At 62.1% G+C, this 24,747-nt stretch carries 18 protein-coding genes; 4 read left to right on the forward strand and 14 right to left on the reverse strand.

Annotated features, from left to right (window positions below):
* Positions 1 to 2 precede the first annotated feature (2 nt).
* The 4 genes from B9N93_RS12850 to B9N93_RS12865 form a co-directional block, all read right to left on the reverse strand.
* The gene (locus B9N93_RS12850; RefSeq protein ID WP_085214243.1) at positions 3 to 1,493 is read right to left on the reverse strand and encodes a SpoVR family protein; all 1,491 of its coding nucleotides are present in this window, start codon (positions 1,491 to 1,493) and stop codon (positions 3 to 5) included.
* Positions 1,490 to 2,752, reverse strand: coding sequence for a YeaH/YhbH family protein (locus tag B9N93_RS12855; RefSeq protein WP_085214245.1), 1,263 nt, complete (start codon positions 2,750 to 2,752; stop codon positions 1,490 to 1,492). Before B9N93_RS12855 ends, B9N93_RS12850 begins: the two co-directional genes overlap by 4 nt.
* A 106-nt stretch (positions 2,753 to 2,858) precedes the next feature.
* A complete protein-coding gene (locus B9N93_RS12860; protein ID WP_085214247.1) occupies positions 2,859 to 4,781 on the reverse strand; it encodes a PrkA family serine protein kinase in 1,923 nt (640 codons plus the stop codon).
* A 288-nt stretch (positions 4,782 to 5,069) separates the two neighbouring features.
* Complete coding sequence (locus tag B9N93_RS12865) at positions 5,070 to 5,891, reverse strand: DUF2231 domain-containing protein (protein WP_085214249.1); 822 nt, start codon at positions 5,889 to 5,891, stop codon at positions 5,070 to 5,072.
* Positions 5,892 to 6,162: 271 nt separating this feature from the next.
* Between B9N93_RS12865 and B9N93_RS12870 the strand changes: the two genes are divergently transcribed.
* From B9N93_RS12870 to B9N93_RS12880, 3 genes are all read left to right on the forward strand, one after another.
* The gene (locus B9N93_RS12870) at positions 6,163 to 6,744 is read left to right on the forward strand and encodes a DUF2878 domain-containing protein (protein WP_085214251.1); all 582 of its coding nucleotides are present in this window, start codon (positions 6,163 to 6,165) and stop codon (positions 6,742 to 6,744) included.
* 211 nt (positions 6,745 to 6,955) lie between these two features.
* Entirely contained in the window at positions 6,956 to 7,723 is a 768-nt protein-coding gene (locus B9N93_RS12875) for a metal-dependent hydrolase (RefSeq protein ID WP_085214253.1), read from the forward strand.
* On the forward strand, positions 7,720 to 8,568 hold the full coding sequence (locus B9N93_RS12880; protein WP_125468972.1) for a L,D-transpeptidase family protein: 849 nt from the start codon (positions 7,720 to 7,722) through the stop codon (positions 8,566 to 8,568). Before B9N93_RS12875 ends, B9N93_RS12880 begins: the two co-directional genes overlap by 4 nt.
* Here the strand turns inward: B9N93_RS12880 and ffh are convergent.
* The 3 genes from ffh to B9N93_RS12895 all read right to left on the reverse strand — a co-directional run bounded on the left by ffh (position 8,495) and on the right by B9N93_RS12895 (position 13,234).
* Positions 8,495 to 9,856, reverse strand: a complete 1,362-nt coding sequence (gene ffh, locus B9N93_RS12885; protein ID WP_085214258.1) for a signal recognition particle protein — start codon at positions 9,854 to 9,856, stop codon at positions 8,495 to 8,497. The two genes, B9N93_RS12880 and ffh, sit on opposite strands and share 74 nt — an antisense overlap.
* 334 nt (positions 9,857 to 10,190) lie before the next feature.
* A complete protein-coding gene (locus B9N93_RS12890; RefSeq protein WP_085214260.1) occupies positions 10,191 to 11,558 on the reverse strand; it encodes a DUF1501 domain-containing protein in 1,368 nt (455 codons plus the stop codon).
* Between the two features lie 14 nt (positions 11,559 to 11,572).
* Complete coding sequence (locus B9N93_RS12895; RefSeq protein WP_085214262.1) at positions 11,573 to 13,234, reverse strand: DUF1800 domain-containing protein; 1,662 nt, start codon at positions 13,232 to 13,234, stop codon at positions 11,573 to 11,575.
* Positions 13,235 to 13,631: 397 nt separating this feature from the next.
* On the opposite strand from B9N93_RS12895, the gene B9N93_RS12900 reads away from it, so the two are divergent.
* The gene (locus B9N93_RS12900; RefSeq protein WP_085216272.1) at positions 13,632 to 14,438 is read left to right on the forward strand and encodes a cytochrome C assembly family protein; all 807 of its coding nucleotides are present in this window, start codon (positions 13,632 to 13,634) and stop codon (positions 14,436 to 14,438) included.
* A gap of 6 nt (positions 14,439 to 14,444) precedes the next feature.
* Here B9N93_RS12900 and B9N93_RS12905 read toward each other — a convergent pair whose 3' ends face one another.
* The 7 genes from B9N93_RS12905 to B9N93_RS12935 form a co-directional block, all read right to left on the reverse strand.
* Positions 14,445 to 14,828: a hypothetical protein gene (locus B9N93_RS12905; RefSeq protein ID WP_085214264.1), complete on the reverse strand. Its 384-nt coding sequence runs from the start codon at positions 14,826 to 14,828 to the stop codon at positions 14,445 to 14,447.
* A 12-nt stretch (positions 14,829 to 14,840) separates the two neighbouring features.
* Positions 14,841 to 15,170: a flagellar protein FliT gene (locus B9N93_RS12910; RefSeq protein WP_085214266.1), complete on the reverse strand. Its 330-nt coding sequence runs from the start codon at positions 15,168 to 15,170 to the stop codon at positions 14,841 to 14,843.
* Between the two features lie 266 nt (positions 15,171 to 15,436).
* Positions 15,437 to 17,479: a flagellar filament capping protein FliD gene (gene fliD / locus B9N93_RS12915; RefSeq protein ID WP_085214268.1), complete on the reverse strand. Its 2,043-nt coding sequence runs from the start codon at positions 17,477 to 17,479 to the stop codon at positions 15,437 to 15,439.
* 18 nt (positions 17,480 to 17,497) lie between these two features.
* Positions 17,498 to 17,920 (reverse strand): flagellar protein FlaG, encoded by a 423-nt coding sequence (locus B9N93_RS12920; RefSeq protein WP_085214270.1) that lies wholly within the window; start codon positions 17,918 to 17,920, stop codon positions 17,498 to 17,500.
* Between the two features lie 104 nt (positions 17,921 to 18,024).
* The gene (locus B9N93_RS12925; protein ID WP_085214272.1) at positions 18,025 to 22,170 is read right to left on the reverse strand and encodes a flagellin N-terminal helical domain-containing protein; all 4,146 of its coding nucleotides are present in this window, start codon (positions 22,168 to 22,170) and stop codon (positions 18,025 to 18,027) included.
* Between the two features lie 138 nt (positions 22,171 to 22,308).
* Complete coding sequence (locus tag B9N93_RS12930) at positions 22,309 to 23,523, reverse strand: ATP-grasp domain-containing protein (protein ID WP_085214274.1); 1,215 nt, start codon at positions 23,521 to 23,523, stop codon at positions 22,309 to 22,311.
* Positions 23,524 to 23,633: 110 nt separating this feature from the next.
* On the reverse strand, positions 23,634 to 24,743 hold the full coding sequence (locus B9N93_RS12935; RefSeq protein ID WP_085214276.1) for a J domain-containing protein: 1,110 nt from the start codon (positions 24,741 to 24,743) through the stop codon (positions 23,634 to 23,636).
* Between the last annotated feature and the right edge of the window lie 4 nt (positions 24,744 to 24,747).

A 24,747-nucleotide genomic window follows, 5' to 3' on the forward strand; every position in this document is an offset into this window, starting at 1 on the left:
CGTCAATCGCACTCGTAGGACCGCATCACCCGCCCAGCCTTGTCCACGGTTTCCAGGCGGACCTTGAAGCCCCACAGCCGACGTACATGTTTCATCATTTCCGGGGTGGTCTCGCCCAAGGGACGGCGGTCGTGCTGATAATGGCGCAAGGTGAGGGAACGGTCGCCGCGGGTATCGACCCGGTAGACCTGGATGCTGGGTTCCTGGTTGCCGATATTGTTTTGCTCGGACAGGGTATGGCGGACATAGCGATAACCGGCCTCGTCGTGGATGCCGGTGATTTCGAGTTCGGGCCGGGTGTCGTCGTCCAGTACACTGAACAACTTGAAGTCGCGGATCACCTGGGGCGAGAGATACTGGGCGATGAAACTCTCGTCCTTGAAATTACGCATGGCGAAATCCAGGGTTTTGATCCAATCGGAACCGGCGATTTCCGGGAACCAATACTTATCCTCTTCGGTCGGATTTTCGCACATCCTGCGGATATCGCTCATCATCGCGAAACCCAGGGCATAGGGATTGATACCCGAATAATGCTTGCTGCTATAAGGCGGCTGATATACCACATTGGTATGGGATTGCAGGAATTCCAGCATGAAGCCGTCGGTCACCAAACCTTCCTCGTACATCCGGTTCAGCAGGGTGTAATGCCAAAAAGTGGCCCAACCCTCGTTCATCACCTTGGTCTGGCGCTGCGGATAAAGGTATTGGGCGATCTTGCGGACAATGCGAATCACCTCGCGCTGCCAAGATTCCAACAGCGGCGCGTTCTTCTCGAAGAAATACAGCAGGTTTTCCTCGGGTTCGGGCGGAAAATTCTGGACCGCCTCGACCGCCTGCCTTTCCTTCCTGGGCACGGTGCGCAGCCACAGGTCGTTGACCTGGCTCTGTAGATATTCCTCGCGCTCCTTCTGCCGATGCTGCTCCTCGGCCATCGACAAGGGCGGCGGGCGGCGGTAGCGGTCCACCCCGTAATTCATCAGCGCGTGGCAGGAATCCAGCAAATCCTCGACCGCTTCCACTCCATGGCGCTCCTCGCACTCGGTGATGTAATGGCGGGAAAATACCAGATAATCGACGATGGCGTCGGCGCTGGTCCAGGTCTTGAACAGATAATTGCCCTTGAAGAAGGAATTATGCCCATAGCAGGCATGGGCGATGACCAGGGCTTGCATGGTCATGCTGTTCTCTTCCATGAGATAGGCGATACAGGGATTGGAGTTGATGACCAGCTCGTAGGCCAAACCCATATAACCACGCCGATAACTTTTCTCCACCGATAGAAACTGCTTCCCGAACGACCAATGCGGGTAGAATACCGGCATCCCGGTACTGGAATAGCAGTCCATCATTTGTTCCGAGGTGATGACCTCGATCTGGTTGCGATAGGTATCGAGGCCGTAGTCGGCGGCGATGCGGCCAATCTCGGCGTCATAGGTCTTGAGTAGCTCGAACGTCCATTCGGAGCCTTCGGAAAGGGGTAAGCGGCTCATGCGGTCTGTTTCTTGAAGAGTTCGCGGAATACCGGATAGATATCCCCGGCACCATAAATGGGCTGCAACGCGAAATTGGGCCAATGCTCGGCCACCTTTTCGTACTCCATCCACAAGCTATGCGGCTCGTGGTTATTGATCTCGATATAAGCGTAATACTGCACCGAGGGCATGATGGTATCCATCAACAGGTCGTAGCAGTTGCTGGAATCTTCCGGCCAGTTGTCGCCGTCGGACGCTTGGGCGCCGTAGATATTCCAATCGGCGCTGGGATAACGTTCGCGGATCACCTGGCCCATCAATTCCAGGGCGCTGGACACCACCGTCCCGCCGGTCTCGCGGGAATAGAAAAAGTCCTGCTCGTTCACTTCCATGGCGATGGTGTGATGGCGGATGAACACCACCTCGATCTTTTCATAGTTCCGAGACAGGAACAGGTACAGCAGCAGGAAAAAGCGCTTGGCGAGGCTTTTCTTGGTTTCATCCATCGAACCCGACACGTCCATCAGGCAGAACATCACGGCCTGGGTGCTGGGTTTCGGGACTTGAACGCGGTTGCGGAAGCGCAGGTCGAAGGTGTCGATGAAGGGCACGGCCTCGATCTTTTTCGCCAGCCGCTCGATTTCTTCGCGCAAAGCCTGGATGCGGGTTTCGTCGGGCTGGTCGGAAGCGAGCAAGGCTTCCAGTTCTTCCTCCAACTCGCGCTTGGCATCCTTGGACGGTGCCCGCAAGGCCATCCGCCGGGCCAAGGCCTCGCGCATGGAGCGCACCACATGCAGATTGGACGGCGAACCATCGGCGGTGAAACCCGCGCGTTGACTTTTGAAAGCGGCTTCGCGGGCCAGTTGGCGCTTGACCAGATGCGGCAGTTCCAAATCCTCGAAGATGAAATCCAGGAATTCGTCGCGCGATAGCTCGAACACGAATTCGTCCATGCCTTCGCCGGTATTGCTGGCCTGATTGCCACCCCCACCGCCGCCCCCTTCGGGACGTGGCACCTTGTCGCCCGAGACGAATTCCTTGTTGCCGGGTTGCACCATTTCGCGCCGCCCGCCCTTGCCGTGGCGGAACACCGGCTCGGAAATATCCTTGGCGGGAATCTGGATGTTTTCACCACGATCGATGTCCGTCACCGAACGCTTGGCGACCGCGTCGGCCACGGCCTTCTTGATCTGGCCACGGAAACGCTGCAAGAAGCGCTGGCGGTTGACGGCGCTTTTGTTTTTGGGATTGAGGCGGCGGTCTATGAATTGGCTCATGGGCGTAAATCGAATGGTTGAGCGCACAGCGCCCGATGGCGGCGTATGCTGGGATTGTGCCTGGGCCCTACCCCAGCATACCTCGGGATCAGCCCCGCGTTGCGGATCAGGAAGACTTCCTCACCCGCAGATACCACTCGCACAACAAGCGCACCTGCTTGGGCGTGTAGCCCTTATGCACCATCCGGTTCACGAATTCCTCGTGCTTCTTGGCGTCGTCCTGCGAAGCCTTGGCGTTGAAGGAGATCACCGGCAACAGTTCTTCGGTGTTGGCGAACATCTTCTTTTCGATCACGGCGCGGAGCTTTTCGTAGCTGGTCCAGGCCGGATTCTTGCCCGCGTTCTTGGCCCGCGCCCGCAGTACGAAGTTAACCACCTCGTTGCGGAAATCCTTGGGATTGCTGATGCCGGCAGGTTTCTCTATCTTTTCCAATTCCTCGTTCAAGGAACGGCGGTCGAAGCTTTCGCCGGTATCTGGGTCGCGATATTCCTGATCCTGAATCCAGTAATCGGCATAAGTGACATATCTATCGAAGATATTCTGCCCATACTCCGAATAGGATTCGAGATAAGCCGTCTGGATTTCCTTACCGATAAACTCGACATAACGCGGCACCAGATACTCCTTGATGAAACGCAGATAACGCTCCTGCGTTTCGGCGGGGAATTGTTCCTGGGCGATTTGCTGTTCCAGGGTATAGAGCAAATGCACCGGGTTCGCCGCCACTTCCGAATGGTCGAAGTTGAACACCTTGGACAGTATCTTGAACGCGAACCGGGTCGATAAGCCCGCCATGCCTTCATCGACCCCGGCGAAATCCCGATATTCCTGATAGGACTTGGCCTTGGGGTCGGTATCCTTGAGGTTCTCGCCGTCGTAGACCCGCATCTTGGAATAGATGTTGGAATTCTCCGGTTCTTTCATGCGCGAGAGGATGGCGAACTGGGCCAGCATCTTGAGGGTATGCGGGGCGCAGGGCGATTCCGACAGCGAGCTATGGAACAACAGCTTTTCGTAGATTTTGACCTCTTCCGACACCCTGAGGCAGTACGGCACCTTCACCACGTAGACGCGGTCGAGGAAGGCTTCGTTGTTCTTGTTGTTGCGGAATTGCTGCCATTCCGACTCGTTGGAATGGGCCATGATGACACCTTCGAACGGGATCGCCGAAAGCCCTTCCGTCCCCTTGTAATTGCCTTCCTGGGTGGCGGTCAGCAAGGGATGCAGCACCTTGATCGGCGCCTTGAACATTTCCACGAATTCCATGATGCCTCGGTTGCCGAGGCATAGGCCGCCGGAATAGCTGTAGGCATCGGGATCGTCCTGGCTGTAGCGTTCCAGCTTGCGGATATCGACCTTGCCCACCAGCGAGGAAATATCCTGGTTGTTCTCGTCGCCGGGCTCGGTCTTGGACACGGCGCGTTGGTCGAGGATGGAGGGGCGCACCTTGACCACGCGGAACTTGGTGATATCGCCGTTGTATTCGTGCAGGCGCTTCACCGCCCAGGGCGACATGATGGTGCTGAAATAACGGCGCGGGATGCCGTATTCGGTTTCGAGGATTTTGCCGTCTTCCTCCGGGTCGAACAGGCCCAAGGGGGATTCCCAGATCGGCGAACCCTTGATGGCGTAGAAGGACACCTGTTCCATCAGTTGCTTGAGTTTCTCGGCCAGCGAGGACTTGCCGCCACCCACCGGACCCAAGAGATAGAGGATTTGCTTGCGCTCTTCCAAGCCTTGGGCGGCATGGCGGAAATAGGCCACGATCTGCTCGATGGTGTCCTCCATACCGTAGAACTCGGAAAACGCCGGATAGCGCTTGATGAGTTTGTTCGCGAACAACCGCGACATGCGTTGATCGAGGCGGGTATCGACCAGTTCCGGTTCGCCGATGGCGATCAACATGCGTTCGGCGGGGCTGGCATAGGCCGTCGGATCGTTCCGGCAGATATCCAAATACTCTTGTAAGGAATATTCTTCTTCGCGGTTCTTTTCGTAACGTGATTGGTAATGATCGAAGATACCCATAAGAGAAGTCTCCTCTGCGCGTGGCAGATTCTTCAAAAGATGCTCGACGGTGTCGAAAAAAGCGGTGGTTAGGCGCTTGTGCCCCGGTGTGACGAAACCAAGGCACCTAAGGTTTTATATCGTAGCGAGCGGCCCGGGCTTCGGGTCCGGACCGGGAAAGATATTCGTCCGATAGTTAGACTATCACAGTTTTTTCCCCGCCCAACCTACCCCCATAGAAAATCCAAGCAGGGAAGCTCAGCCCGGCCCGGCACCACCCGGATACCGGCTCGATACCCACCCACACGGCTAATGGTGGTGATGGTGGTGCGGGTGGCGGTGTTCGTCCGCTGTCTGTTCCGGTGCAATGCCCTGAGTTGGGGCGACCGGCGGCACCACGGAAACGCTGGGGCTAGCGGTCGCCGCCTGAGGGGCCGCGATGACCGGCTCCGGCGCAGCCGTCGAACCCGCAGCCGCCTCGTCTTTTCCACCCTCATGGTGGTGGTGTTCGTCGGCGCTTTGCAAGCCCTTCACCCCGACGCCGTACTGGTAAACCATCAAGCCGCCGAGGTCGGTACCGAACACCAAACACGTCACGATGAGGCCCGCGAGGAAGAAATGCAAAGCCTGGGCCATACCCGCCAGGTTTTCCTTGGCGACGGCCCGCCATATCGCCATGCCCACGGTCAATACCGCCACGGTGATGCCGAGCCTTTCATGCCATTCCATGATTTCATGCACCGCCGCGCCATGCGGCACCCTATCCTCGGCCACTAAACCGGCAGCCACGGCCAGCACCGCGCCGATGGCTCCACAATAGAGCATTCCGCTGGCCCATTGCCGCCAGACCTGGCGTTGCATCGCCACCCCGGCGATTTCCAACAGGAAGAAAGCCACGATGAAGGCGATGGGAAAATGCACCACCATGGGATGGATATTGGCCCCCAAGGCCAGGATGCCGGCCAGGGGCCCGTCGGGACCACCGCCGCTTCCACCCGACTTCCCGTCCAAGAAATCGGTGATGGCCGTCAACACGCCATCCAATACCCCCACCAGGCCCGCGCCACCATCGCCGCCGCCATGCACCCCAGGCAGCCCCATCCCGCCCGGCATCGAAAAATCAATCAACATATCGGAATTCCATGGATTAAAGTTGGTCTTCGGAAGATCGGGGCTGGATTCCCCTGTGAATAAAAGCGCTTTGCCTCGTTAGTCAACGGCGGACAACACAAGTTTCTCAGAGAAACCGGGTTTCCAAAACCTCCTGTCCGCTATCCGGCGATGTTGAACTTTCACCCGGCTTGGCCGGTCACTCCTCCCGGACAACCGCCCGCGCGAACCCTCATAGGCAACCCCCGGCGGGCTTGCCCTATTCCTAGAAAAACCCACGAGGAGACTATCGATGGCCGTACATCCCCAATTCTTGCAATCGGCCGGCACCGCCAGGACCGGGATATTTTCCAACCTGGCCTTCTTCCAAGCCGGTTGGACGGCTTGCGTGCTGGGAGCCGTAGCGGGCCATCCGTGGAGCGGTATTTTCCTGGCGCTGCTGATCGCGGTGGCCCATATCGTCCAAGCGGCCCGGCCCGGCGGGGAACTCCGCCTGGTGGCGACCACCACGCTCCTGGGAGCGCTCTGGAACAGCGCCTTGCAAGACGCGGGACTGGTGATCTTCGCCGGGGACGACAGCGCGGAATGGCTGGCACCGACCTGGACCCTGGCCCTCGCCATGCTATCGGCCACCACGCTCAATGTCGCGCTGCGGCGTTTGCGGCACCAGCCTTGGCTGGGCGCGTTGCTCGGGGCCACCGCCGTGCCCCTGGCCTATCTCGCGGGCGGTGGATTGGGTGCGATCACCCTGCCCTATCCCGAAATCGCCGTCGGCATCCTCGGCCTGGGCGGCATGGCGTTGCTGCCGCTCCTGCTGCGCTTGGCCCGGCATTGCGACGATACCCCCCTGCCCCTCCCAGCCAAGCTTGGATAAAAATCACAGCACCCACGCCACGACCTGTAGTATGATGAGCGTTCATATCGATTATAGCGATATGAGCAGCGCTATGTGGGAACCCCCACGGACTGGCTACCCTCCCCCCCAATCGGCCATCCGTGGATCGGTTCCCACACCCACCCCAGCCACCCGGAGCAGCCCGAAATAGCGGATAATTCCCCGCTCTCCCTGGGACAACCCCGGCTCCATGGCCAACTTCAAAACCCATCTCTACGCCGCCTCCGGCATCGGCGGACTGGCCGCCATCGCCTGCATGAAGGCGGGAGCCGTCCCCTACCCGGAAACCCCGCTCCTGCTGGCGCTCGGCACCCTCGGCGGACTCCTGCCCGATATCGACTCCGAACACTCGGTCCCGGTCCGCATCGGTTTCAACCTGCTGGCCCTGGCCCTGGCCTTCCTAGTCATGTTCCAGTTCGCGGGTAAATACACCGTCCTGGAACTGGCGGCGATCTGGCTGGCGGTGTTCCTGGCGGTACGCTATGGGGTGTTGGAGGTCTTCAACGCCTGCACCCGCCACCGGGGGATTTTCCACTCGGTGCTGGCGGCGGTGTTCTTCGCGCTCTGCACGGTCGATCTTTCGGCGCATTTGTTCGACAGGCCGAACGCCCTGGCCTGGCTGCACGGGGCTTTCATCGGGATGGGCTATCTGGTGCATCTGGTCCTGGACGAGATGTACAGCGTGGACCTACTGAACCGCAGGCTCAAGCTCTCGTTCGGCTCCGCCCTGAAACCCGCCAGCTTCAAGAACTGGCGGGCCACCCTGTTGATGGCGCTGGCGGTGGTGGTGGTCTATAGCGCCGCGCCCTCGCCCGAAGGCTTCCGCGCCCGCACCTGGAGCAAGCTGGAAGCCCATTATGCCGGACAAAAACCCTGGCTGATCCCCGACACCGGCCATTGGTTCGACAACCTGGGCGGCACGCTGAAACGCTGGCTGGGCCTGGGGGGCGGGCCATGACAGCCCGTTGGCGGCGAACCGTGCGGGCCTTGGCCCTGCCCGGAATCGCGGTCCTGGCCTGGGCCGGCCGCGATTTCTTCACCATCGGCCTCGACAGGCTGGACCTCGCCATGCACGGAAAATATACGGTGGAACAACGCCTGGCCCAATTCGGCGGGGATGCCCGGACCCGGCTGGAGCCTTATTTCATGGCGGCGGGCTTGCCCTTCCCGCCGCAGGAACTAGCCTTCCTGGCCTTCAAACAGGAACGCCGTCTGGAAGTCTTCGCCCGGAGCGCGGACGGTCCTTGGCGGCAGGTGCGGGATTACCCCATCCAGGGGGCCAGCGGTCGGGCCGGGCCCAAATTGCGCGAGGGCGACCGCCAAGTGCCGGAAGGACTCTACCGGGTGGTCCTGCTCAATCCGAACAGCCGCTTCCATGTGTCCTTGCGGCTGGATTATCCCAATGCCTGGGACCGGAAGATGGGCCTGCGCGACGGGCGCGGCGACCTGGGCTCGGACATCATGATCCACGGCAAATCGGTGTCGGTAGGCTGCCTCGCCATGGGCGACACGGCGGCGGAGGATTTGTTCACCCTGGCGGCGCTGACCGGCCCGGAACGGATACGGGTGTGGATCGGGCCTTGGGATTGGCGCGGCCAGCCCCGGACGGGATTGCCGGAGGACGCCCCGGCCTGGACGGCGGGGCTATATGAAAAATTGCGGGAGGAAATTGGCGGGATTCGCCAAGCCGGGCGGCTAAAACCACCCGGCGGGCCACCAGTCCGGGAACTCAGCCCCGGCCAAAGGCGCGGTTCACATTGCCCTTCATGCCGCGCATCATGTTCATCAAATTGCCCTTCTTGAACTTCTTCATCATCTTCTGCATCTGGTCGTACTGCTTCAGCATCTTGTTAACCTCCTGCACATCGGTGCCGGAACCCTTGGCGATGCGGGATTTGCGCGAGGTGTTGATGAGGTCCGGGGACGAGCGTTCCTGCTTGGTCATCGAGTCGATGATGACGATCTGCCTGACCCATTCGTCGTCGCTGATCTTGTCGCGGACATGCTGGGGCACGCTGGCACCGCCCGGCATCTTGTCCAGCATCGCCGAAATACCGCCCAGGTTCTTGAGCTGCTGCAACTGGTCGTAATAATCGTTGAGATCGAAGGTCTTGCCCTTCTCGATCTTCTTGACCAGCTTCTCGGCCTTTTCCTTGTCGATCTTGCGCTCGGCATCCTCGATCAAGGACAGCACGTCGCCCATGCCCAAAATCCGGGAAGCGACGCGGTCGGGATGGAAGCGTTCCAGCGCGGCGGTCTTCTCGCCCACGCCCATGAACTTGATCGGCTTGCCGGTGATATGGCGCACCGACAGCGCCGCGCCGCCGCGGGCGTCGCCATCGGTCTTGGTCAAGACCACGCCAGTCAAGGGCAGCGCGTCGCCGAAGGCCTTGGCGGTATTGGCGGCGTCCTGGCCGGTCATGGAATCGACCACGAACAGGGTTTCGATAGGCTTGACGGCGGCGTGGATGCGCTGGATTTCGTCCATCATCGCCTGGTCGATGTGGAGCCGACCGGCGGTATCGACGATCAGCACATCCTTGTATTTCTTGCGGGCGTGTTCCAGGGCGTTCTTGGCGATATCGACCGGGTCTTGGGAAGGATCGCTGGGAAAGAAATCGGCCCCGACTTCAACGGCGAGGGTCTTCAATTGCTCGATGGCGGCGGGGCGGTAAACGTCGGCGCTGACCAGGGTGACGGAACGGCGCTCGTTCTCCTTGAGCCAGCGGGCCAACTTGGCGGCGGTGGTGGTCTTGCCCGCGCCCTGGAGACCAGCCATCAGGATCACGGCGGGCGGCTGGGTGGCGAGGCTCAGCTTTTCATGGGCCTGGCCCATCACCGCGATGAGTTCCTCGTTGACGATCTTGATGAAGGACTGGCCGGGCGAGAGGCTCCCCTGCACATCCTGGCCGAGGGCGCGGGTCTTGACGTGTTCGATGAAATCCTTGACCACGGGCAGGGCCACATCCGCTTCCAGGAGGGCCATGCGGACTTCGCGCAGGGTCTCTTGGATATTGGTTTCGGTCAACCGGCCATGGCCGCGGATTTTCTTGAGGGATTGGGTGAATCGTTCGGTTAAGTTATCAAACATGGCTTTCGCATCCTAAGGACTGGCGCAGCATTCCGCATCGCTTATATCTCTGGTATCACGCAGGACCGTGAACCGCCCGGCCAGGAACGGCGGGCGCGAATTCCCGGCGCGGGATTGGGCCACCGGGGAAAATCCCGCGCCACTTCATCTTGGTCGGACATTATGCCAGAGTCCTTCCCTTCGCGGGTACATCAACATCAAGCCATTGTTTCCGCTTGGATTCCCCTGCGAAAAGACCGTTCGACACAGCGCCGGGATACGGGGCGGTTCCAAGCTTGAAGCGCAGCCGGGCGGCGGCCCAAGCGCCGGGCGCGGACATTCGCCGCGACGGGCTTCAGGCCAGGAAACCGAGATTCGCCACCGGGAACCGGCTCAGGTGCGGGAAGATCGTGGCCAGGTCGGCATCGCTCACACCGAACCAATGCGCCAGGGTCGCGGCGTATTGCTCGACGGAAGTGGTGGGGATCAGCCGCCCGTAATCGGCATCGTCGGGCCCGTCCAAGGTCAGATCGGGGAAAAGGCCGTAAAGCGCGCCCCCGACCACCGACCCGCCAGCGGCGAAATGGATATTGCCCCAGCCATGGTCGGTGCCATCGCCATTGGAGGTCAGGGTCCTGCCGAAATCGGACATCGTGAAGCTGGTGACCGCGCTGCCGACGCCGAATTCCTCCATGGCCGCGTGGAAGCTGGAAACCGCCGAGGAAAGCTGCCCGAGGAGATCGGCATGGCGGTTGAGTTGATCGTCGTGGGTGTCCCAACTGCCGAGGGTGGTGAAAAACACCTGGCGGGTGACGCCCAGGGTTTGCCGGATGCTGATGATCCGGGCCACCATTTGCAACTGGGCCGACAACCCGTTGCCCGGCCAGTAGCCCGAACCGATAGAACCCTGCTGCAACGCGCTGTTCAAGATGGCTTGCAGGTCCAGGCTGGCTTTGATGGATTTCACATATTCCTTTTGCAACAGCCGACCGGAAGTGGCGGCGGTGTCCAGGATATTCTTGAACAGGTTGCTGCGGTTATCGGTGGGGCTGCTGGAGATCACCGCCAAGCGGTTGACCCCGCCGGGGCCGATGTTGTACGGGGACTTCATCTGGCCGGTTTGGAACAGGTTATTACCGGCCACGGAAATCCCCGGCGGCAAGGGAACGCCGCTATTGGCATTCGCCAGCTTGTCGGCGATGAGGCCACCCCAACCGACTTTCTGCACCGCGTCGGGCTGGCTCGACATCCATTGATCGGACTGGTCGTTATGCGAAAACAGCTGGGGCGGGAGCGAGATGCCGCCCTTGTAGTCCCTTTTGGTGGTCGGTTGCAGCAAGGTGCCGCTATTCACGACGAACGCCAAGCGGCCGGCATCGAACAGGTCGCGCAGGCCGGGCGTGGCGGGATGCAATCCATAATTTTGGTCGGCTGCCAGCACTCCCGCCAGAGGCAACAGCTTGTCGGCCGCCAGCGCGAGATTGCGGCGGGATTGGGCGTAGATGGCATAACGCGCCGGGTCGGTCGGGACCAACAGGTTGAATCCATCGTTGCCACCGGCCAGGAAGATGCAGACCAGGGCGCGGTAATCCCGGGCCGTGGCGGCGGTGGCCGTCGTGGTTCCGGCCAGGAGTCCCAAGGCGGAGCGGGCACCCAGGGCACCGGCGGACATCAGGCCGCCGCGCAGGAACTCGCGGCGGGTCCAGGGTTTGGATGAGGTCATGGCGAAACTCCCGGTCAGGTCTGGATAAGGTAGTAGGGCGAGGAAATCACCAGGTACAGCGCGTCCAAAGCCCGTAGGGTGCCCGCCGAGGCTCCGGTGCCCAGCGCCACCTTGGTCAGGTAGGTCGCCAAGCTGCTCTTGACGGCTGTCGGCATCCGCCTGCCGGTGAGGAGTTGATCGAGATAATCGACCAGGGTCGCGGGTTTCGCGGCGCGGACCCGCAGCGCTTCGATATCAACCAGGAGATTGTTGAGGTCGAGGTAGGGATTGCCCGAGTAGTACCATTGGATACGGCCCCACAATTCGTTGTGGAGCTGGGTACTCTGGGTCTCGGTCACCATCTGGAATTCGGGGGCGACCAGCCCCTTGTTCTTGATGGCCCCGTTGGGCGCGTAATCGGGCCGGAAGAAATTGAACACGCTGGGGGCCGACAGCGGGGCTTGGCCGATGCTGGACTCGGGATACAGGTAGGGGACGGTGCCATCCGGCAGCGCCACATTGAAAGCCCGCCAAAGATGCGCCATGACCAGGAGCGGTTCGCGCAGCTTCCCGAAATTCGCGTTGGCCGCCGGGCCGCGCCGGGCCTCGTCGTCCAACAGGATGGCTTCGATCACCGCCTTCATGTCGCCGCGCACGCCCTGGCCGTTGTCGTTGAACTTGGCCGCCACCCGCCCGACATAGGCCGGGGAGGGATTGCTGGTCACCAGGCGCTGGATCAGTTGCCGCCCGATGAAGGGGCCGACGTTGGGATGATTGAAGATCGTGTCCAGCGCCAGCTTGAGATCGGAGGCCGCCGTGCCCCGCGCCGGCACCCGGACTTGATCGAGGATGGTTTTCGCGGCGCGGTCGTGATAGTCGCCAAAGGCCCGCATCCCAATCCGCCAGTCGTCGCCATCGGTAAAGTAAAGCGAATCGCCCCAGGTCCAGCCGGTGAACACCCGCGCGAGTCCTTCCACCTCGGCCTGGATGTAGGTCGGTATCGGTTGGCCATCCTGGAGCATGGGCAATCCCTGCGGGTCCAGTCGCACCAAGCCGATGGTGAATAATTGCATCACCTCGCGGGCGTAGTTCTCATCGGCGCGAATCCCGAGCAAGGGGTCGGGCTTTTGATTGCCGAGCATGGACAGGAAACGGCCCATCGCCGGCGACAGCGTAACCCGCTCCAGGATATCCCGGAAGTTGCCGAAGGCGTTGCGGACCAGCACATCGTAGTAAACGGCCAGGGCGTTCTGGGGAATACCGGAATTGCGCTCCGACACCACGAAAATTTCCGACAGCGCGAACGCCACCCGCTGCCGCAGTTGGTCCGGTGCCCGCACGGCCAGCCGCCACCAGACTTCCATGCGGTTTTCCCGGCTGCTGTTGTTCTGGGTTTGATTCAGCGTGGCGAGGTGGCAGGAGGCGTCCAGGCCGTATTGTTCCTTTATCCACGCCGAAAGCGGCATATGCTTCAAATGGTCGATGTCGCGCTGGGTCGAACCGAACGTGGCCTGGTTCAAAAAACGCACCGCTTCCACCGCCGTCACGCCATTGCTTCCAGCGGCGTTGGCGGGATAGGTGATCGGTGCCCAAGGGTCCACGCAGTCCGCGGGTTCGGCCCCCGCCGCCGCACAATGGCCTTGGCCGAACAATACCAAAAGACCCAGGATGGAAGCCGAAATACGTCCGCGTTTCATGGATAGGTATCCCCCCTTAGCTGGAAATAAACTGGAATATGCGCATGAGTACGCTTAAAGATGGAAGCCGCGGGCGGAAATTACCGTGAGGTGTTTGGCGAAATTGCGTGGCCATTTCGACATAGAACCACGGCGCTCCTGGTGGTTCGCCCGAACGCCGAGTCCTAGGGGGGCGAGAGCCATCGACCATGATGAGTAAGGCTCATCGCCATCTCCGGGAAGCCCACGGGCGGACCGACGTTCTCCACCGGATTGACGGCCTGGGGCGAGCGCCCGCCTCCGCCACAGAACGCACCGGATTTAACATATTGATTTTCAAAGGGAAGCATGTGGGAAATGCGGGGATGGACTTGCGGGAAAGACAATGCCAGACTAGGGAAAAGAGGACATGATTCCGATGAATTCGACACTATTCGGCACCGCCGCCATTTCCGCCTATCTCGCCTCGACCCTGCTGCTGCTCCGCTCCCTGCGCCCCGGCTTCGATCCCGCCACGCAACGCTACGCCAGTTTGGGTTTGGCCGGGCTGGCCTGTGTCCTGCACCTCGCCGCCAACCTGTCCGCAGGGCGGGGCTTGTTGGATTTCAGCTTCCTCAGCGCCCTGTCCACCGTGGTCTGGCTGGTGGTAACCATCGTGCTGCTGGCCGCGCTGTTCAAGCCAGTGGATAAGCTCGGCCTCGTGGTGTTCCCGCTGTCGGCCGGCATCCTCGGCCTCAAGCTGGTGGTACCGGAGGGCGCCCACCTCGTGCGCGAGCCAAGCTGGCCGATGACGGCGCATATCCTCTCTTCGCTCCTGGCCTATAGCTTCCTCAATATCGCGGCGATCCAGGCGATCCTGCTGGCAGCGCAGGATTGCTGCCTCAGGGCGCGCCACCTCGGCGGCCCCTTGGTGCGCTCGCTGCCGCCCCTACAGACCATGGAAGCGCTGCTGTTCCAATTGATCGGCGCGGGCTTCGCCCTGCTCACGGTATCGCTGGTGACGGGATTCTTGTTCCTGGAGAACATGTTCGCGCAGCATCTGGCCCATAAGACCATCTTGTCGATCCTGGCCTGGGTGCTGTTCGCGGTGCTGCTGTCGGGAAGGATCAGGGCCGGGTGGCGAGGACAGACCGCCATCCGCTGGACCTTGGGGGGGTTTGTCGCGCTGATGCTCGCCTATTTCGGCAGCAAGATGGTATTGGAATGGATTCTAGGCCGGACCTGAAGCGGCTTATTGATAGGCCAGCAACGGTTCCCTGGATGCGGGACCGTCCGGCGGACCGGCCAGTTCGATGGCGAGTAACGCCAGGTCTTCGTCGGAGAGGATATCAAACCCGGACTCCACGCCCGCCAGCCAGCCGGTGGCTTGGCCGGCCCCGATGAACTTGCGGACGGTGGCATCGACGACCCGGATATGCTCCATCACCCCGACCAGGAAAATACGATCCGCGCCCGAGACCTCATCCACACCCAGCATCCGCTCGAACAAGGCGGTACGTTGATGTTCTAGTTCGTCCATTTCATCCCAATAGCCGCCGATGGCCGCCGATAAGATGGAATTCGAGAGTTCCAGCAAGATTTCGGCTTGTTCGCGTATTTCATGTGCGTTTGTCATGGCTACCCTCGCTTAATAAGATGATTCATCCCTGACCGCCAGGTATGCGTTTTTACCCTGTCGGCCAAGTTGAATTTGGCGCAATTGTCCGGCGGCCTGATCCCGCTCCTGTTCCACCAAAGCTACGGTCTGGGCATCCAGGGCGAGTATGTTTTCCACGGTGTCGGTCAGGAAACGCCGATCTTCCGGGTCCGATAGGTCGATCAGAAAGAGTTGGCTCAAGGCTTCGGTGCGCCGTCTCTCGGCCTCGGCGATCCCGGCCCAGGCTCCTTGGGTCGCCAAGGCGAGCAAGCGCCGGGACAAGGCCAATACTGTTTCCGCCTGGGACCGCAATTCGGACATCCGCTCCACCGCTAAACAGGGCGACCGCCGGGCCGCTCCCGACCGCCGCCATAAAACCCGCCCGTCGGGAGCCGATTCTCCTCGGCTCCAACCGGCGCATCTTTTCAACAGCACGAAGTGTGGTCGAGGGTTGTCGGGTTTTAAATACGTGGGAATACCGTATCACCCAACCATGACATACCTGGATAAACCACTGTTTAAAAAGCAAATAATACCATACCAGGGTATCTTGAAACCCAATGGCGGAGGCTTGGACTGGCGGATGCTCAGCCAGTGAAGGTCTTGGTATTGGCGTAGGGCAAGAGGGAAAGTTGCTGGGTAAGATAACTACTGGTGTTTTGGAATTGGCCGACCACTTTGTCCATGGCGTTGAATTGGGCCAAAAGCTGTGTTTGCAAGGTCGTCATCCGGGTGGCGAGATCGGTGCGCTCCTTCCCGATCTTGGTGACATCGTCCTGCAAGCCCTCCAAGCGGGTACTCAAAGTGCCCTTGGTATCCAGCAACCCGGTGAGCAGGCTATCGAACTGCGCGACCAAACCGCCGCTATAGCGCACGCTGCCCCGGTCCCCGGTGACCGCGTCGCCGATTTCCAGTACCAGCCCCTTGGCTTTGCCGGTCAGGCCGGTGATCTGGCGTCCCGACCCCTGGACCGCCTGCCCGTCCAGGGTCGCCTCGACATCGGTGCCCTGGGTACCCGCGCCGACATCCAGCCCCCCCACGCTGTTGCCGCTGCCCGTCGCGCCCACCTGGGTGATCTCGACCGAGGAGGCCGAACCATAGCGCTGCGATTGGATCGAGAACCGCTGGCTGGTGTTGTCGTATTGCACGGTCACGCTCGCGCCCCCGGACTTGAGCGAGGCATCGCCATTGATGCGGCTTTGCAATTCGGCGGCCAGTTCGTTGCCGGAAGCATAGGTCCGTTGGGTGAGGCTGATACTGCCGGACTCCACGCCATCCACCGTGATCCTGAGCTGGCTATTGTCGGCATCCACCGTCAAGGAGGGCGCGGCGCTCCCGGTCAGGACGCCACGGGTAGCGGCGGCGGTGACGTTCAGCGCGTAGTCGCCGGGCTGGGTGTCGGCGCTGCCGCCGACATAGGTGACATTGGCGTCGGTGGGCACGCCCAAGGGCGCGAACAAGGCCGCGACATCCTTGGGGCTGGAATCCAGGGCCGAGCTGAGCTTGCTGGTGTCCAGCGCCAAACTGCCATCGGACTGGGTGGAAATACCAATATCCAATAAGGACTTGACCGAGCCGCCGAGTCCATCCACCGGACGGGCGATGAAATTGCGGAGCTGACGCATCGTGCCCTGCACCGTGAAATCCCCCAGCAATACGCCCGCCTTCTGGGTGGTGGCGTCGTAGCTGGCGATGGAAGTATTGGTGCTGACCACGGCGTTGAACTTATCGACGAAGTTCTGCACCGCCTGGGTCACGGCGTCGGTATTGATCGAAACGCCGAGGTTGATCGACTGCCCCGGCTGGGCCTTGAGCAGATTCAAGGTGACGCCCTTGAGCGCGGTGGACACGGTGTTGGTCGAACTGGTCACGTCCAGGCCGTTGATGTTGACCAGGGCGTCCTGGGCGGCGCGGGTCTGGGTCATCTGGGGTGTGGCGGCGGCGTTGAACGCCAGGGCCGACAGCCCGGCGGCGTCGGTATCATCGCCGTCGCCGTCGGAGACGGTGATTTCCATGCCGTTCTTAGCCCCGGAACTGGTCGCGCCCAGCACCAGCCGGTTGCCGCTGCCATCGTTGATGATCGTGGCCTTCACCCCCGCGCCCGCCTTGTTGATGGCGTCGCGCACCCCGGTCAGGGTGTTGTTGCTGGAATCCAGGGTGATGCTCAGGGTGCCCTGATCGGCGTTCTGGGTGAAACCGGTCGGATTTCCGGTCACGGTGTCGAACGTGTTGGTGCCGAACTTGATGGTCAGGGTACCGCTACCGACCACGTCGGTGACGTTGGTGTAGGACCGGCTCGCCAAGCTATGGGCCTGGGCCAGTTGCTTCACGGTCAAGGTGTAATCCCCGGCTTCGGCGTTGAGGCTGGCGCTGGCCGACACCACGCTGGTATCACTGGAGACGCCCTGCATCTTGGCGAAGCTGGTGGCGTTCTTCATGGCATCGACCGCCGTCTGGAAATCGGACAGGGAACTCTTGAACGTCCCCAGCGCCGAAATCTTGGCCTGGTCGGTGGCTTCCTGCTTGTCGAAACGGGTGGTTTGCGGGGTTTGCTCGGCGGCCACCAGCTTGCTGACGATGCCATTGATATCCAGCCCAGAACCCAATCCGGTCGATGTCACAGTCGCCATAGCCGCCTCCGCGCCGTCTTAGGCTTTCTCCTCGAACAACAAACCCCTGACCTCGCCCAATTGCTTGGCGAGCTTCAGGACATATTCCGGCGGAATCTGCCGGATCACCTGCTTGGTCTCCGAATCCTTGATCTGGATGACCATGCGTCCCGAATCCTGGTCGATGTTGAATTCCAACGTCCTTTTAACATCCTGGAAAAAGGCGTTGATATCCTTGACCGCCTGTTCGACCGGTTGCTTGCCGTCGCCGCCCTTGCCTTGCTGGCCGGACAGGTCGGCCTGCCCGGAATTCTGGCTGGACGGCACGGCGCGGAGTTGCGGCTCGGCAGGCGCGGCGGATTGCTGGGTCGCGGGATCGGCGACGGCGTCGGGCGACGGCGCGGTGCCGTGCCTGGCGAAGGCGTTGCTCAGGGTACCCGCCACGGAACTCAAACTGTCCATACTCTTCCTCGCTTAATCGACGACGGGGGAACGGCCCTTGTGCCATCCCCCCGCCCGGTGGTCCACGGGTGGCGGCAGGGCTTGCGCCGCCACCGCCTTCAAGCTTAGCGTAACAGAGACAGCACGCTTTGGCTGGAGGAATTGGCCTGGGCCAACATCGCCGTACCGGCCTGTTGCAACACCTGCGCCCGGCTGAGCGATGCGGTTTCCGAGGCGAAATCGGCGTCCTGGATACGGCTGCGGGCCGCGGTCAGATTGGTCGAGGTCGATTGCAGGGCGGAAATGGTCGAGTTGAAGCGGTTCTGGATCGCGCCCAGGTTGGCTTGGTTGCTATCGACCTGCGCCAAGGCGTTGTCGAGGGCGGTGATGGCCTTCTGCGCTCCTTCCGCCGTGGAAATATCCAGCTTGTCCAAAGACATGCCGGTCTTGCCCGACCCGTAGGTACCCACACTCAGGCCGGTGTTGTCCACACCCAGGCCGCCAGTGCTGCCCTTGTCCACGGAGAAGGTCGCCGCCGAACTCAGGGTATAGGTGCCGAAGGCGGTGGCGCTGCTGCCGCTGGTGGTGCCGGCCTTGAGACCGGTGAGCGAGGCCGTCATCGAGCCGCCGAAATCGACCGAGATATTCTGCCCGGAAGCCGCCTTCAAGGTCAGGGCGCCGGTGGTGCTATCCGCCGTGGCGGTGACGCCGGTCTTGTCGGCGATGCTGTTGATGGCGTTGGCGAGGTCCTGCCCCTGCACGGCGCTGGTATAACCGGCCCCATCGCTGGACGAGTTCAGCGAGAACGTGCCGGTGCTGACGCCGTTGATGCTCAAGGACCCGGTCTGTTTGGCGGCCGTGGCGGTCGGCCCCGTTCCCGTCACCGTCGTGGTGGTGTTGTTCGAGACCAAGCCGGTGTTGGCCCCGCTCAAACCGCCGTTGAACTGGATGTTCACGTTCCTGCCATCGTCGGCGACGAGTTGCACCCCGCTGGTGGTGCTATTGGTATCGACCGCGCGTACCCCGGTTTGCTCGGAAATGGCGTTGATCGCCTTGACGACGTTGGCACGGGTGGTCGCAGCGTCGATATCATTGCCGCCACCGACCGAGGCGATCACGGAGGTGTTCTGGCCGTTGATCGTGATGGTGCCGGTACCGGCCGCGCTGCCGGTCATGTCGCTGCCGTCCGCCTGGGTGGCGTTCACGGTCGCGGTGACGCCGGATTTTTCCGAGATCGCGTTGATCGCCGCCACCTTGGAGATGGCGCTGGCCGCCGTCCATTTGGCGGCCTGTTCGCTGGACACCACCGAGGCGTAGTTCGACGCCGTGTCGCTGGCGGCGGTGGATGCGCCGATCAACACGCCGTTGATCTTGGCATCGCCGCTCTGGATGGCCTGGCCATTGTTGGAGGTGGTCGAAGTGTAGGCGGTCTGTGCGCTGTAGGTGCCCGACGCCAAGCCGGCATGGGCGACGCTGACCCCGGTGCCGGAACCGGCGGTGATCTCGATCTTCTCGTTGGAAGTCAGGGTATAGCTGCCGTAGTTGGTGCCCTCGGCGGCATTGCTGCCCTGGGTGTTGGACAACGAATCCAGGCCCAGTTGCCCGGCGGTCAAGGCCATGCCATTGCTCTTCGAGCCGGTCAGGTCGATGGTGCCGCCCGAGCTGGAAGTGAACACCACGCCGTCGCCGGCCTCGTTGAGGGCCGCGCTGACGCCGGTCTGGGTGGATACGCTATTGACCGCCTTCACGATGTTACCGGCGTTGGTGCCAGCGTCGGTGCTGCTCAGGTCCACGTTGGCGCTGGCTGTCACCCCGTTGACGACGATGATGGAGTTGTCGCCCAGGGTGCCGGTGTTATCGACCGTGCCACCCACGGCGTTGTTAGCGGTAGCCATATCCCGGACGGCGGTGGCCCCCTTGGAGAAATTGCCATCCACGTCCATGGTCATGCCCAGCTTGGCCGCCACGGAAGTGGTGCTGTTGTTGCCATTGATGGTCGATCCGGTCAGGTCGATCTGGCGGCCATCCTTGGAATTGAAGGTCAAGGCACCGCCGGTCTGGCTGGCGGTGATACCGGTCTGGTTGCTGATGGCGTTGACGGCGGCGACGATGGTGTCCGCATCATCACTGGAGGTTCCCGTGCCGGTGATCGCGGCGGTCTTCACACCGTTAATACTAAGCTGCAAGGTATCCGAGGCAGTGGTCGATACGGTGTTGAGACTCGTCCAGTTGTTCTCCAAACCCTTGCCGTTGGCGGTGGCCGCCGAAGCCTCGCCCGAAATGGTGAAGCCCGCGCTGACCACGTCGGTGCTGGTGTTGGAGAAGCCCAGCGTGGTGCCGGCGGTGGCGGAAGCCATGTCGCCCAGGTTGCCGCTCAACACGATGTCGCTGCCATCGGCCGCTTGCAATTGCAATTGGCCGGAGGAATCGGTCGCGGTGATGCCGGTGGTCGCGGTATCGAGGTTGATGGTCGCGGCCAGCGTCGCCGAGGTATCGGTGGTCGCGACATTGTAGGTTTTACCGTTGATGGCGAAGCTGAACGCGCTGCCGGCGGCGAACGCCGTGGCGGCCGTGGCGCCGCTGTGGATCGTCATGGTGCCGGACTGGGCCGCGTAGCCCAGGTCGTCGGCGAGCAGCGCGCCCGCGCCGGTGGTGGCATTGCCCTCCGAGCTGATCGTGATATCCCGCCCGTCGCCGGTCGCGGTGTTCATCGCCAAGGTGGCGGTGTCCGCCTTCACGCCGGTCTGTACCGACACGTTGTTGATGGCGTCGGCCAAGTCGGCGGTGAGGGTCGCGGAACCCGCGTCGAAGCTGATGGACTGGCCGTTGATGGTCAGGTTCTCGGTGTTGGCGGCACCCTCCGCCGTGGTGGTGGTGGCCGCCACCTGGGTTTGGGCCAAGGTGCTGTTGGTGCCCCGCCCCGCGCTGACGCCGGTGGTGGTGGCATCGAAGGTGCCACTCACCACGGTGCGGGAAATCTCGATCGCGCGGCCATCGGCGGCGACCAATTTCACGCCGTCGGCGTCGCTGCCGCTATCGACGGCGGTGACGCCGGTCTTGTCGGAAATCGCGTTGATGGCGGCGACCACGCTGGCGCGGGTGGTGACGGTATCGCTGGAGGTGTTGACGATGGAGGTGCCCACGCCATTGATGGTGAAGGAACCGCTGCTGTTGGCACCCGTCATCGTGGTGCCCTGCAACACATTGCCGACGCCCACACTGCTGTCCTCGGTCCCGAGCGCACGGACGCCGGTCAGGCTGGCGTCGAAGCGGGTATTGGCATCGGTCGGCGCGGAATACTTGACCGTGACATTGCGCCCGTCGGCGGCCGACAGCGACACGCCGGTGTCGGTGGAGCCAGTGTCGTTGGCGGTGATGCCGGTCTTGTCGGAAATCGCGTTGATCGCTTGCGCCACGGCGGCGCGGTTGCTGGCCAGGTCGGCGGTCAGCGAAATCTTGGCGGTCTGTACCCCGTTGATGGTGAGGGTGCCGGAACCGGCATCGCCCGCGAACTTCGGGGCGACCTGGGTGGCGCCCGCGACGGTGTTGACATCCGCCGTCGCGGTCACGCCGGTCTGGGCGGTGCTGGCATTGATGGCGGCGACCTTGGCGATGGCGCTGCTGGATTTGCTGGAAGCCGGATAGGAAGCCAAATCGTCGCTGGCGGAAGAAGACCGGATCGCCACGCCGTTGATGATGAGGTCGCCGCTGTTGATGGCGGCGCTGTTGCCCTTGGCGGTGAGGGCGGCGGCGTTGTTGGTGCCGAGCTGGCTGGCCTTGGCCCCGCTCACGTTCACGCTGATGGTCTGGCCGGCGTTGGCGCCGACCTGGAAGCTCTGCTGTTTGAAACTGCCGTCCAGGAGGGTGATGCCGTTGAATTGGGTCTGGCCCGCCACGCGGTCGATTTCCGACAGCAGCTGGCCGGCTTCCTGTTGCAGAGCAGCGCGGTCGGAAGCGGTGTTGGTGGCGTTGGACGATTGCACCGACAATTCGCGCAGGCGTTGCAGGCTGTTGGTGATCTGCCCCAAAGCGCCCGTGGCGGTCTGGGCCAGGGAGATACCGTCGTTGGCGTTGCGGACGGCCTGGTTCATGCCGGTGACCTGGGCCGACATCCTATCGGAAATCGCCAGGCCGGCGGCATCGTCGGCGGCGCTGTTGATACGCAGTCCCGAAGACAACCGGGTCATCGCTGTCTGTTGCGACATCTGCGATTTATTCAGTTGCATCTGGGTCGTCAGTGAGGTGACGTTGGTATTGATGTACATGGGCATGGCGGCGGTACTCCTTGAAGGGTGGGCCAATCCGGGCCGGTGGCCCGTTTCTTCAACTCTCGTAGGAGTTATCGGGCGGACCTGGCAAAACTTTACAGCCTGGAACGCCGCGCCGGGCGGGCCACCCGCCTCCCGCCGTTAAGCTCCCATACCCGCCGCCCGCAGCAACATCGCCCGGAAACCATCGAACAACCGCCGCAGCGCGGGCTGCTTATAAGGGAACAGGTCCACCGGGTCCAGGGCGTGGACGATCATGCAGCTATCCACCTCGAACACCAGCAATTCCCCCCAGGGCGTCTCGGCGCAGTCGATCCCGACATAATCCAACCCCGCCCGCGCGTGGATGGTCCGCAAGGCTCCGGCGTGGCGTTGAGCAAATCCAGTCTCGAACTCCACCATGGCGCGGGCTTCTTCCGCCCGCTTGTCGGCGCTGTCCGCCATCCCAGCATTCAGATAATGGATCATCCAATGCGCCGAAACCGCCATATGGCACAGATAGGGCCGACCCTGGATCAAGATGATCCGGTATTTGCGGAACAGCCCATCCGGTCCCCGGTAATCGACGAAACGCGAAAGATAAAAGCCCGCGGCGGCCGCCGTTTCCAGGTAGGCGGCCAGTTCCGCCCCATCGTCCAGCTTGGCGAGACCATGGCCCGCGTGGGAATCGACGGGCCGCACGATCAGCGGGAAATCCCCATCCGCGAGCAAGTCGGCGACAGCCGCGCCGCCGCGCGCGAGGCGTTCGAGAGCGGCCCGTTCCACCCGCGCCACCGGCGGCAACACCAAGCCGGGCGCGTCCTTGAGCCAAGCCGCCACGCCGTCCCGCGATAAACCGGCGATGCGGCCCGGCGGATTCAGCACCGGGCGCGGCCAATGCGCGACATAGGCCGCGATGGCGGCGAGCAAGGGCTGGTTGGCGTCGGATTCGGCCACGGCGACGAACAGCACATCGTGGTCGGGGACGCTAGCGGGGAAAGGCCGGTCCGGTGTCAGATAAAGCAGATGCAAATCCACATCCGACTGTTCCAGCAGGCATTCCACCGGGGAATTCGCCATCAAATCGCCCGGACCCAGGATGACCAATAGGCGCAGCGCCATTGGAGCCGGAGCCGGGAGGTGGTACAGCGGATCGATTCCCAAGGCCAAGGACTGCACCGACAGCGCTGCTTCCCGCTGGCCGCGCAACAGCAGCACGGTGGACAAATCCAGCAAGGTCGTGGCCTCGTCCGGGTATTCTCGGGCGCGGGCCAGCAATTGCTCGCCGAGGGGGGCGAGGTCTTGGTCCGCGAAGGCTAGGCGCATGAGACGGGTCAGGCCGATGAGGGGGCGGGGGGTGGGAGCGTCGGGGGTCATGGCGGATTTGGAGTGCGGGCGCGGGTTGTGGGAGCCGGGCTTTCCTGCGGGCGTTGGCATCCGAATCCCGACGGTGGAGCGCCGGGCCCGGCGCGGGAAAACGCCGACGGTCAGAATAGCTCGAAATCGGGATAGCGGGCCGGACGGCGCAAGGTGATGGTTTTCAGCCATGCCTTGGCTGACTTCACGTCGCCGGCCGCGGCCAATTGACCCTGTAGTTCATCCAAGCGGGCTTCCGTGGTGGCGATATCCTCCCGGAGCCAGGCCATGAGTACCGCCGGCGACAACTTCACGGTCGGGGCACAGCCGAATTCCATGGCGAGGCCATACCGGACCCGCTGGAGTTGTCCATCCAGTTCGCGCATTTGGTCCTTGAGTATCTTGATGTAGTGCTTGAGCCGCTGCCCCTCCAGGTTGGCCAGATGGGCCGGGTCGATGTGTTCGAGTTGGAGTTGCAGTTCCAGCAGTTCCAGCAAACCACCCCGCTCGTAGGCTTCGTTGACCCGTTGCATCAGCGCGGTCTTGCGCCGACTTTCCTCCGGGTCGGACTCCCGGTCGGGATGCAGGGCGCTGGCGAGCTTGCGGTAGATGTCCCGGAGCGACTGGGAAAGCTGCTTGGCCTCGGCCTCGCGCTGGGTTTCCCGCTCCCGTTGCTTGGCGGATGGCTTGCGCGGCTTGGACTGGGGCCGGGCTTCCGCCTGGGCTTGGAACTGCGTCCGCAGCCGCTCGAACATCGCCTCCGGCGAACGCAGGTCCAGGTCGTCGCCCAAGTCCACGCCCAGGACATCCTCGAACATGGATTTCATCTGTCCCAACTGGGCGGCTTCCTCGGCGTCGAAATCCGACTGGCTGTACTTGTTGTACAACGCCTTCATCGCCTCTTCCTGTTCGCCGTATTCGATCACTTCGCATGCCAGATTGACGATGAGGGCAGAGAGCTTGCGCCGTTCGGTCTGGGTCACGCCTTTCTGGTCGTGGACCTTGTCCAACTGCGCGGCGAGTTGGGCTTTGAGCATGGTTTCCCGTTCCAGTAACGGTTCCAAATCCTGGCCATAATGGTGCCGGAACAACGGCAGACCCGCGTCCCATTCGGCCAACCGGGCGCGCCGGTCCTCGATTTGCTTGATGAGGCGGTTGAAGGTTTTTTGGTCCGGGGTCAGCGGGGCGGAACCCGATAAGGTCAGGCCGGAGAGGGAAACGGGCTTGGAATCGGCAGTCATGTTC

Source organism: Methylomagnum ishizawai (genome assembly GCF_900155475.1).
GTDB classification, from domain to species: domain Bacteria; phylum Pseudomonadota; class Gammaproteobacteria; order Methylococcales; family Methylococcaceae; genus Methylomagnum; species Methylomagnum ishizawai_A.

Excerpts from the sequence above, each read along its gene's own strand:
- B9N93_RS12850 (WP_085214243.1), bottom strand. The coding sequence starts at position 1,493 with ATGAGCCGCTTACCCCTTTCCGAAGGCTCCGAATGGACGTTCGAGCTA.
- B9N93_RS12855 (WP_085214245.1), bottom strand. The coding sequence starts at position 2,752 with ATGAGCCAATTCATAGACCGCCGCCTCAATCCCAAAAACAAAAGCGCC.
- B9N93_RS12860 (WP_085214247.1), bottom strand. The coding sequence starts at position 4,781 with ATGGGTATCTTCGATCATTACCAATCACGTTACGAAAAGAACCGCGAA.
- B9N93_RS12865 (WP_085214249.1), bottom strand. The coding sequence starts at position 5,891 with ATGTTGATTGATTTTTCGATGCCGGGCGGGATGGGGCTGCCTGGGGTG.
- B9N93_RS12870 (WP_085214251.1), top strand. The coding sequence starts at position 6,163 with ATGGCCGTACATCCCCAATTCTTGCAATCGGCCGGCACCGCCAGGACC.
- B9N93_RS12875 (WP_085214253.1), top strand. The coding sequence starts at position 6,956 with ATGGCCAACTTCAAAACCCATCTCTACGCCGCCTCCGGCATCGGCGGA.
- B9N93_RS12880 (WP_125468972.1), top strand. The coding sequence starts at position 7,720 with ATGACAGCCCGTTGGCGGCGAACCGTGCGGGCCTTGGCCCTGCCCGGA.
- ffh (WP_085214258.1), bottom strand. The coding sequence starts at position 9,856 with ATGTTTGATAACTTAACCGAACGATTCACCCAATCCCTCAAGAAAATC.
- B9N93_RS12890 (WP_085214260.1), bottom strand. The coding sequence starts at position 11,558 with ATGACCTCATCCAAACCCTGGACCCGCCGCGAGTTCCTGCGCGGCGGC.
- B9N93_RS12895 (WP_085214262.1), bottom strand. The coding sequence starts at position 13,234 with ATGAAACGCGGACGTATTTCGGCTTCCATCCTGGGTCTTTTGGTATTG.
- B9N93_RS12900 (WP_085216272.1), top strand. The coding sequence starts at position 13,632 with ATGAATTCGACACTATTCGGCACCGCCGCCATTTCCGCCTATCTCGCC.
- B9N93_RS12905 (WP_085214264.1), bottom strand. The coding sequence starts at position 14,828 with ATGACAAACGCACATGAAATACGCGAACAAGCCGAAATCTTGCTGGAA.
- B9N93_RS12910 (WP_085214266.1), bottom strand. The coding sequence starts at position 15,170 with ATGTCCGAATTGCGGTCCCAGGCGGAAACAGTATTGGCCTTGTCCCGG.
- fliD (WP_085214268.1), bottom strand. The coding sequence starts at position 17,479 with ATGGCGACTGTGACATCGACCGGATTGGGTTCTGGGCTGGATATCAAT.
- B9N93_RS12920 (WP_085214270.1), bottom strand. The coding sequence starts at position 17,920 with ATGGACAGTTTGAGTTCCGTGGCGGGTACCCTGAGCAACGCCTTCGCC.
- B9N93_RS12925 (WP_085214272.1), bottom strand. The coding sequence starts at position 22,170 with ATGCCCATGTACATCAATACCAACGTCACCTCACTGACGACCCAGATG.
- B9N93_RS12930 (WP_085214274.1), bottom strand. The coding sequence starts at position 23,523 with ATGACCCCCGACGCTCCCACCCCCCGCCCCCTCATCGGCCTGACCCGT.
- B9N93_RS12935 (WP_085214276.1), bottom strand. The coding sequence starts at position 24,743 with ATGACTGCCGATTCCAAGCCCGTTTCCCTCTCCGGCCTGACCTTATCG.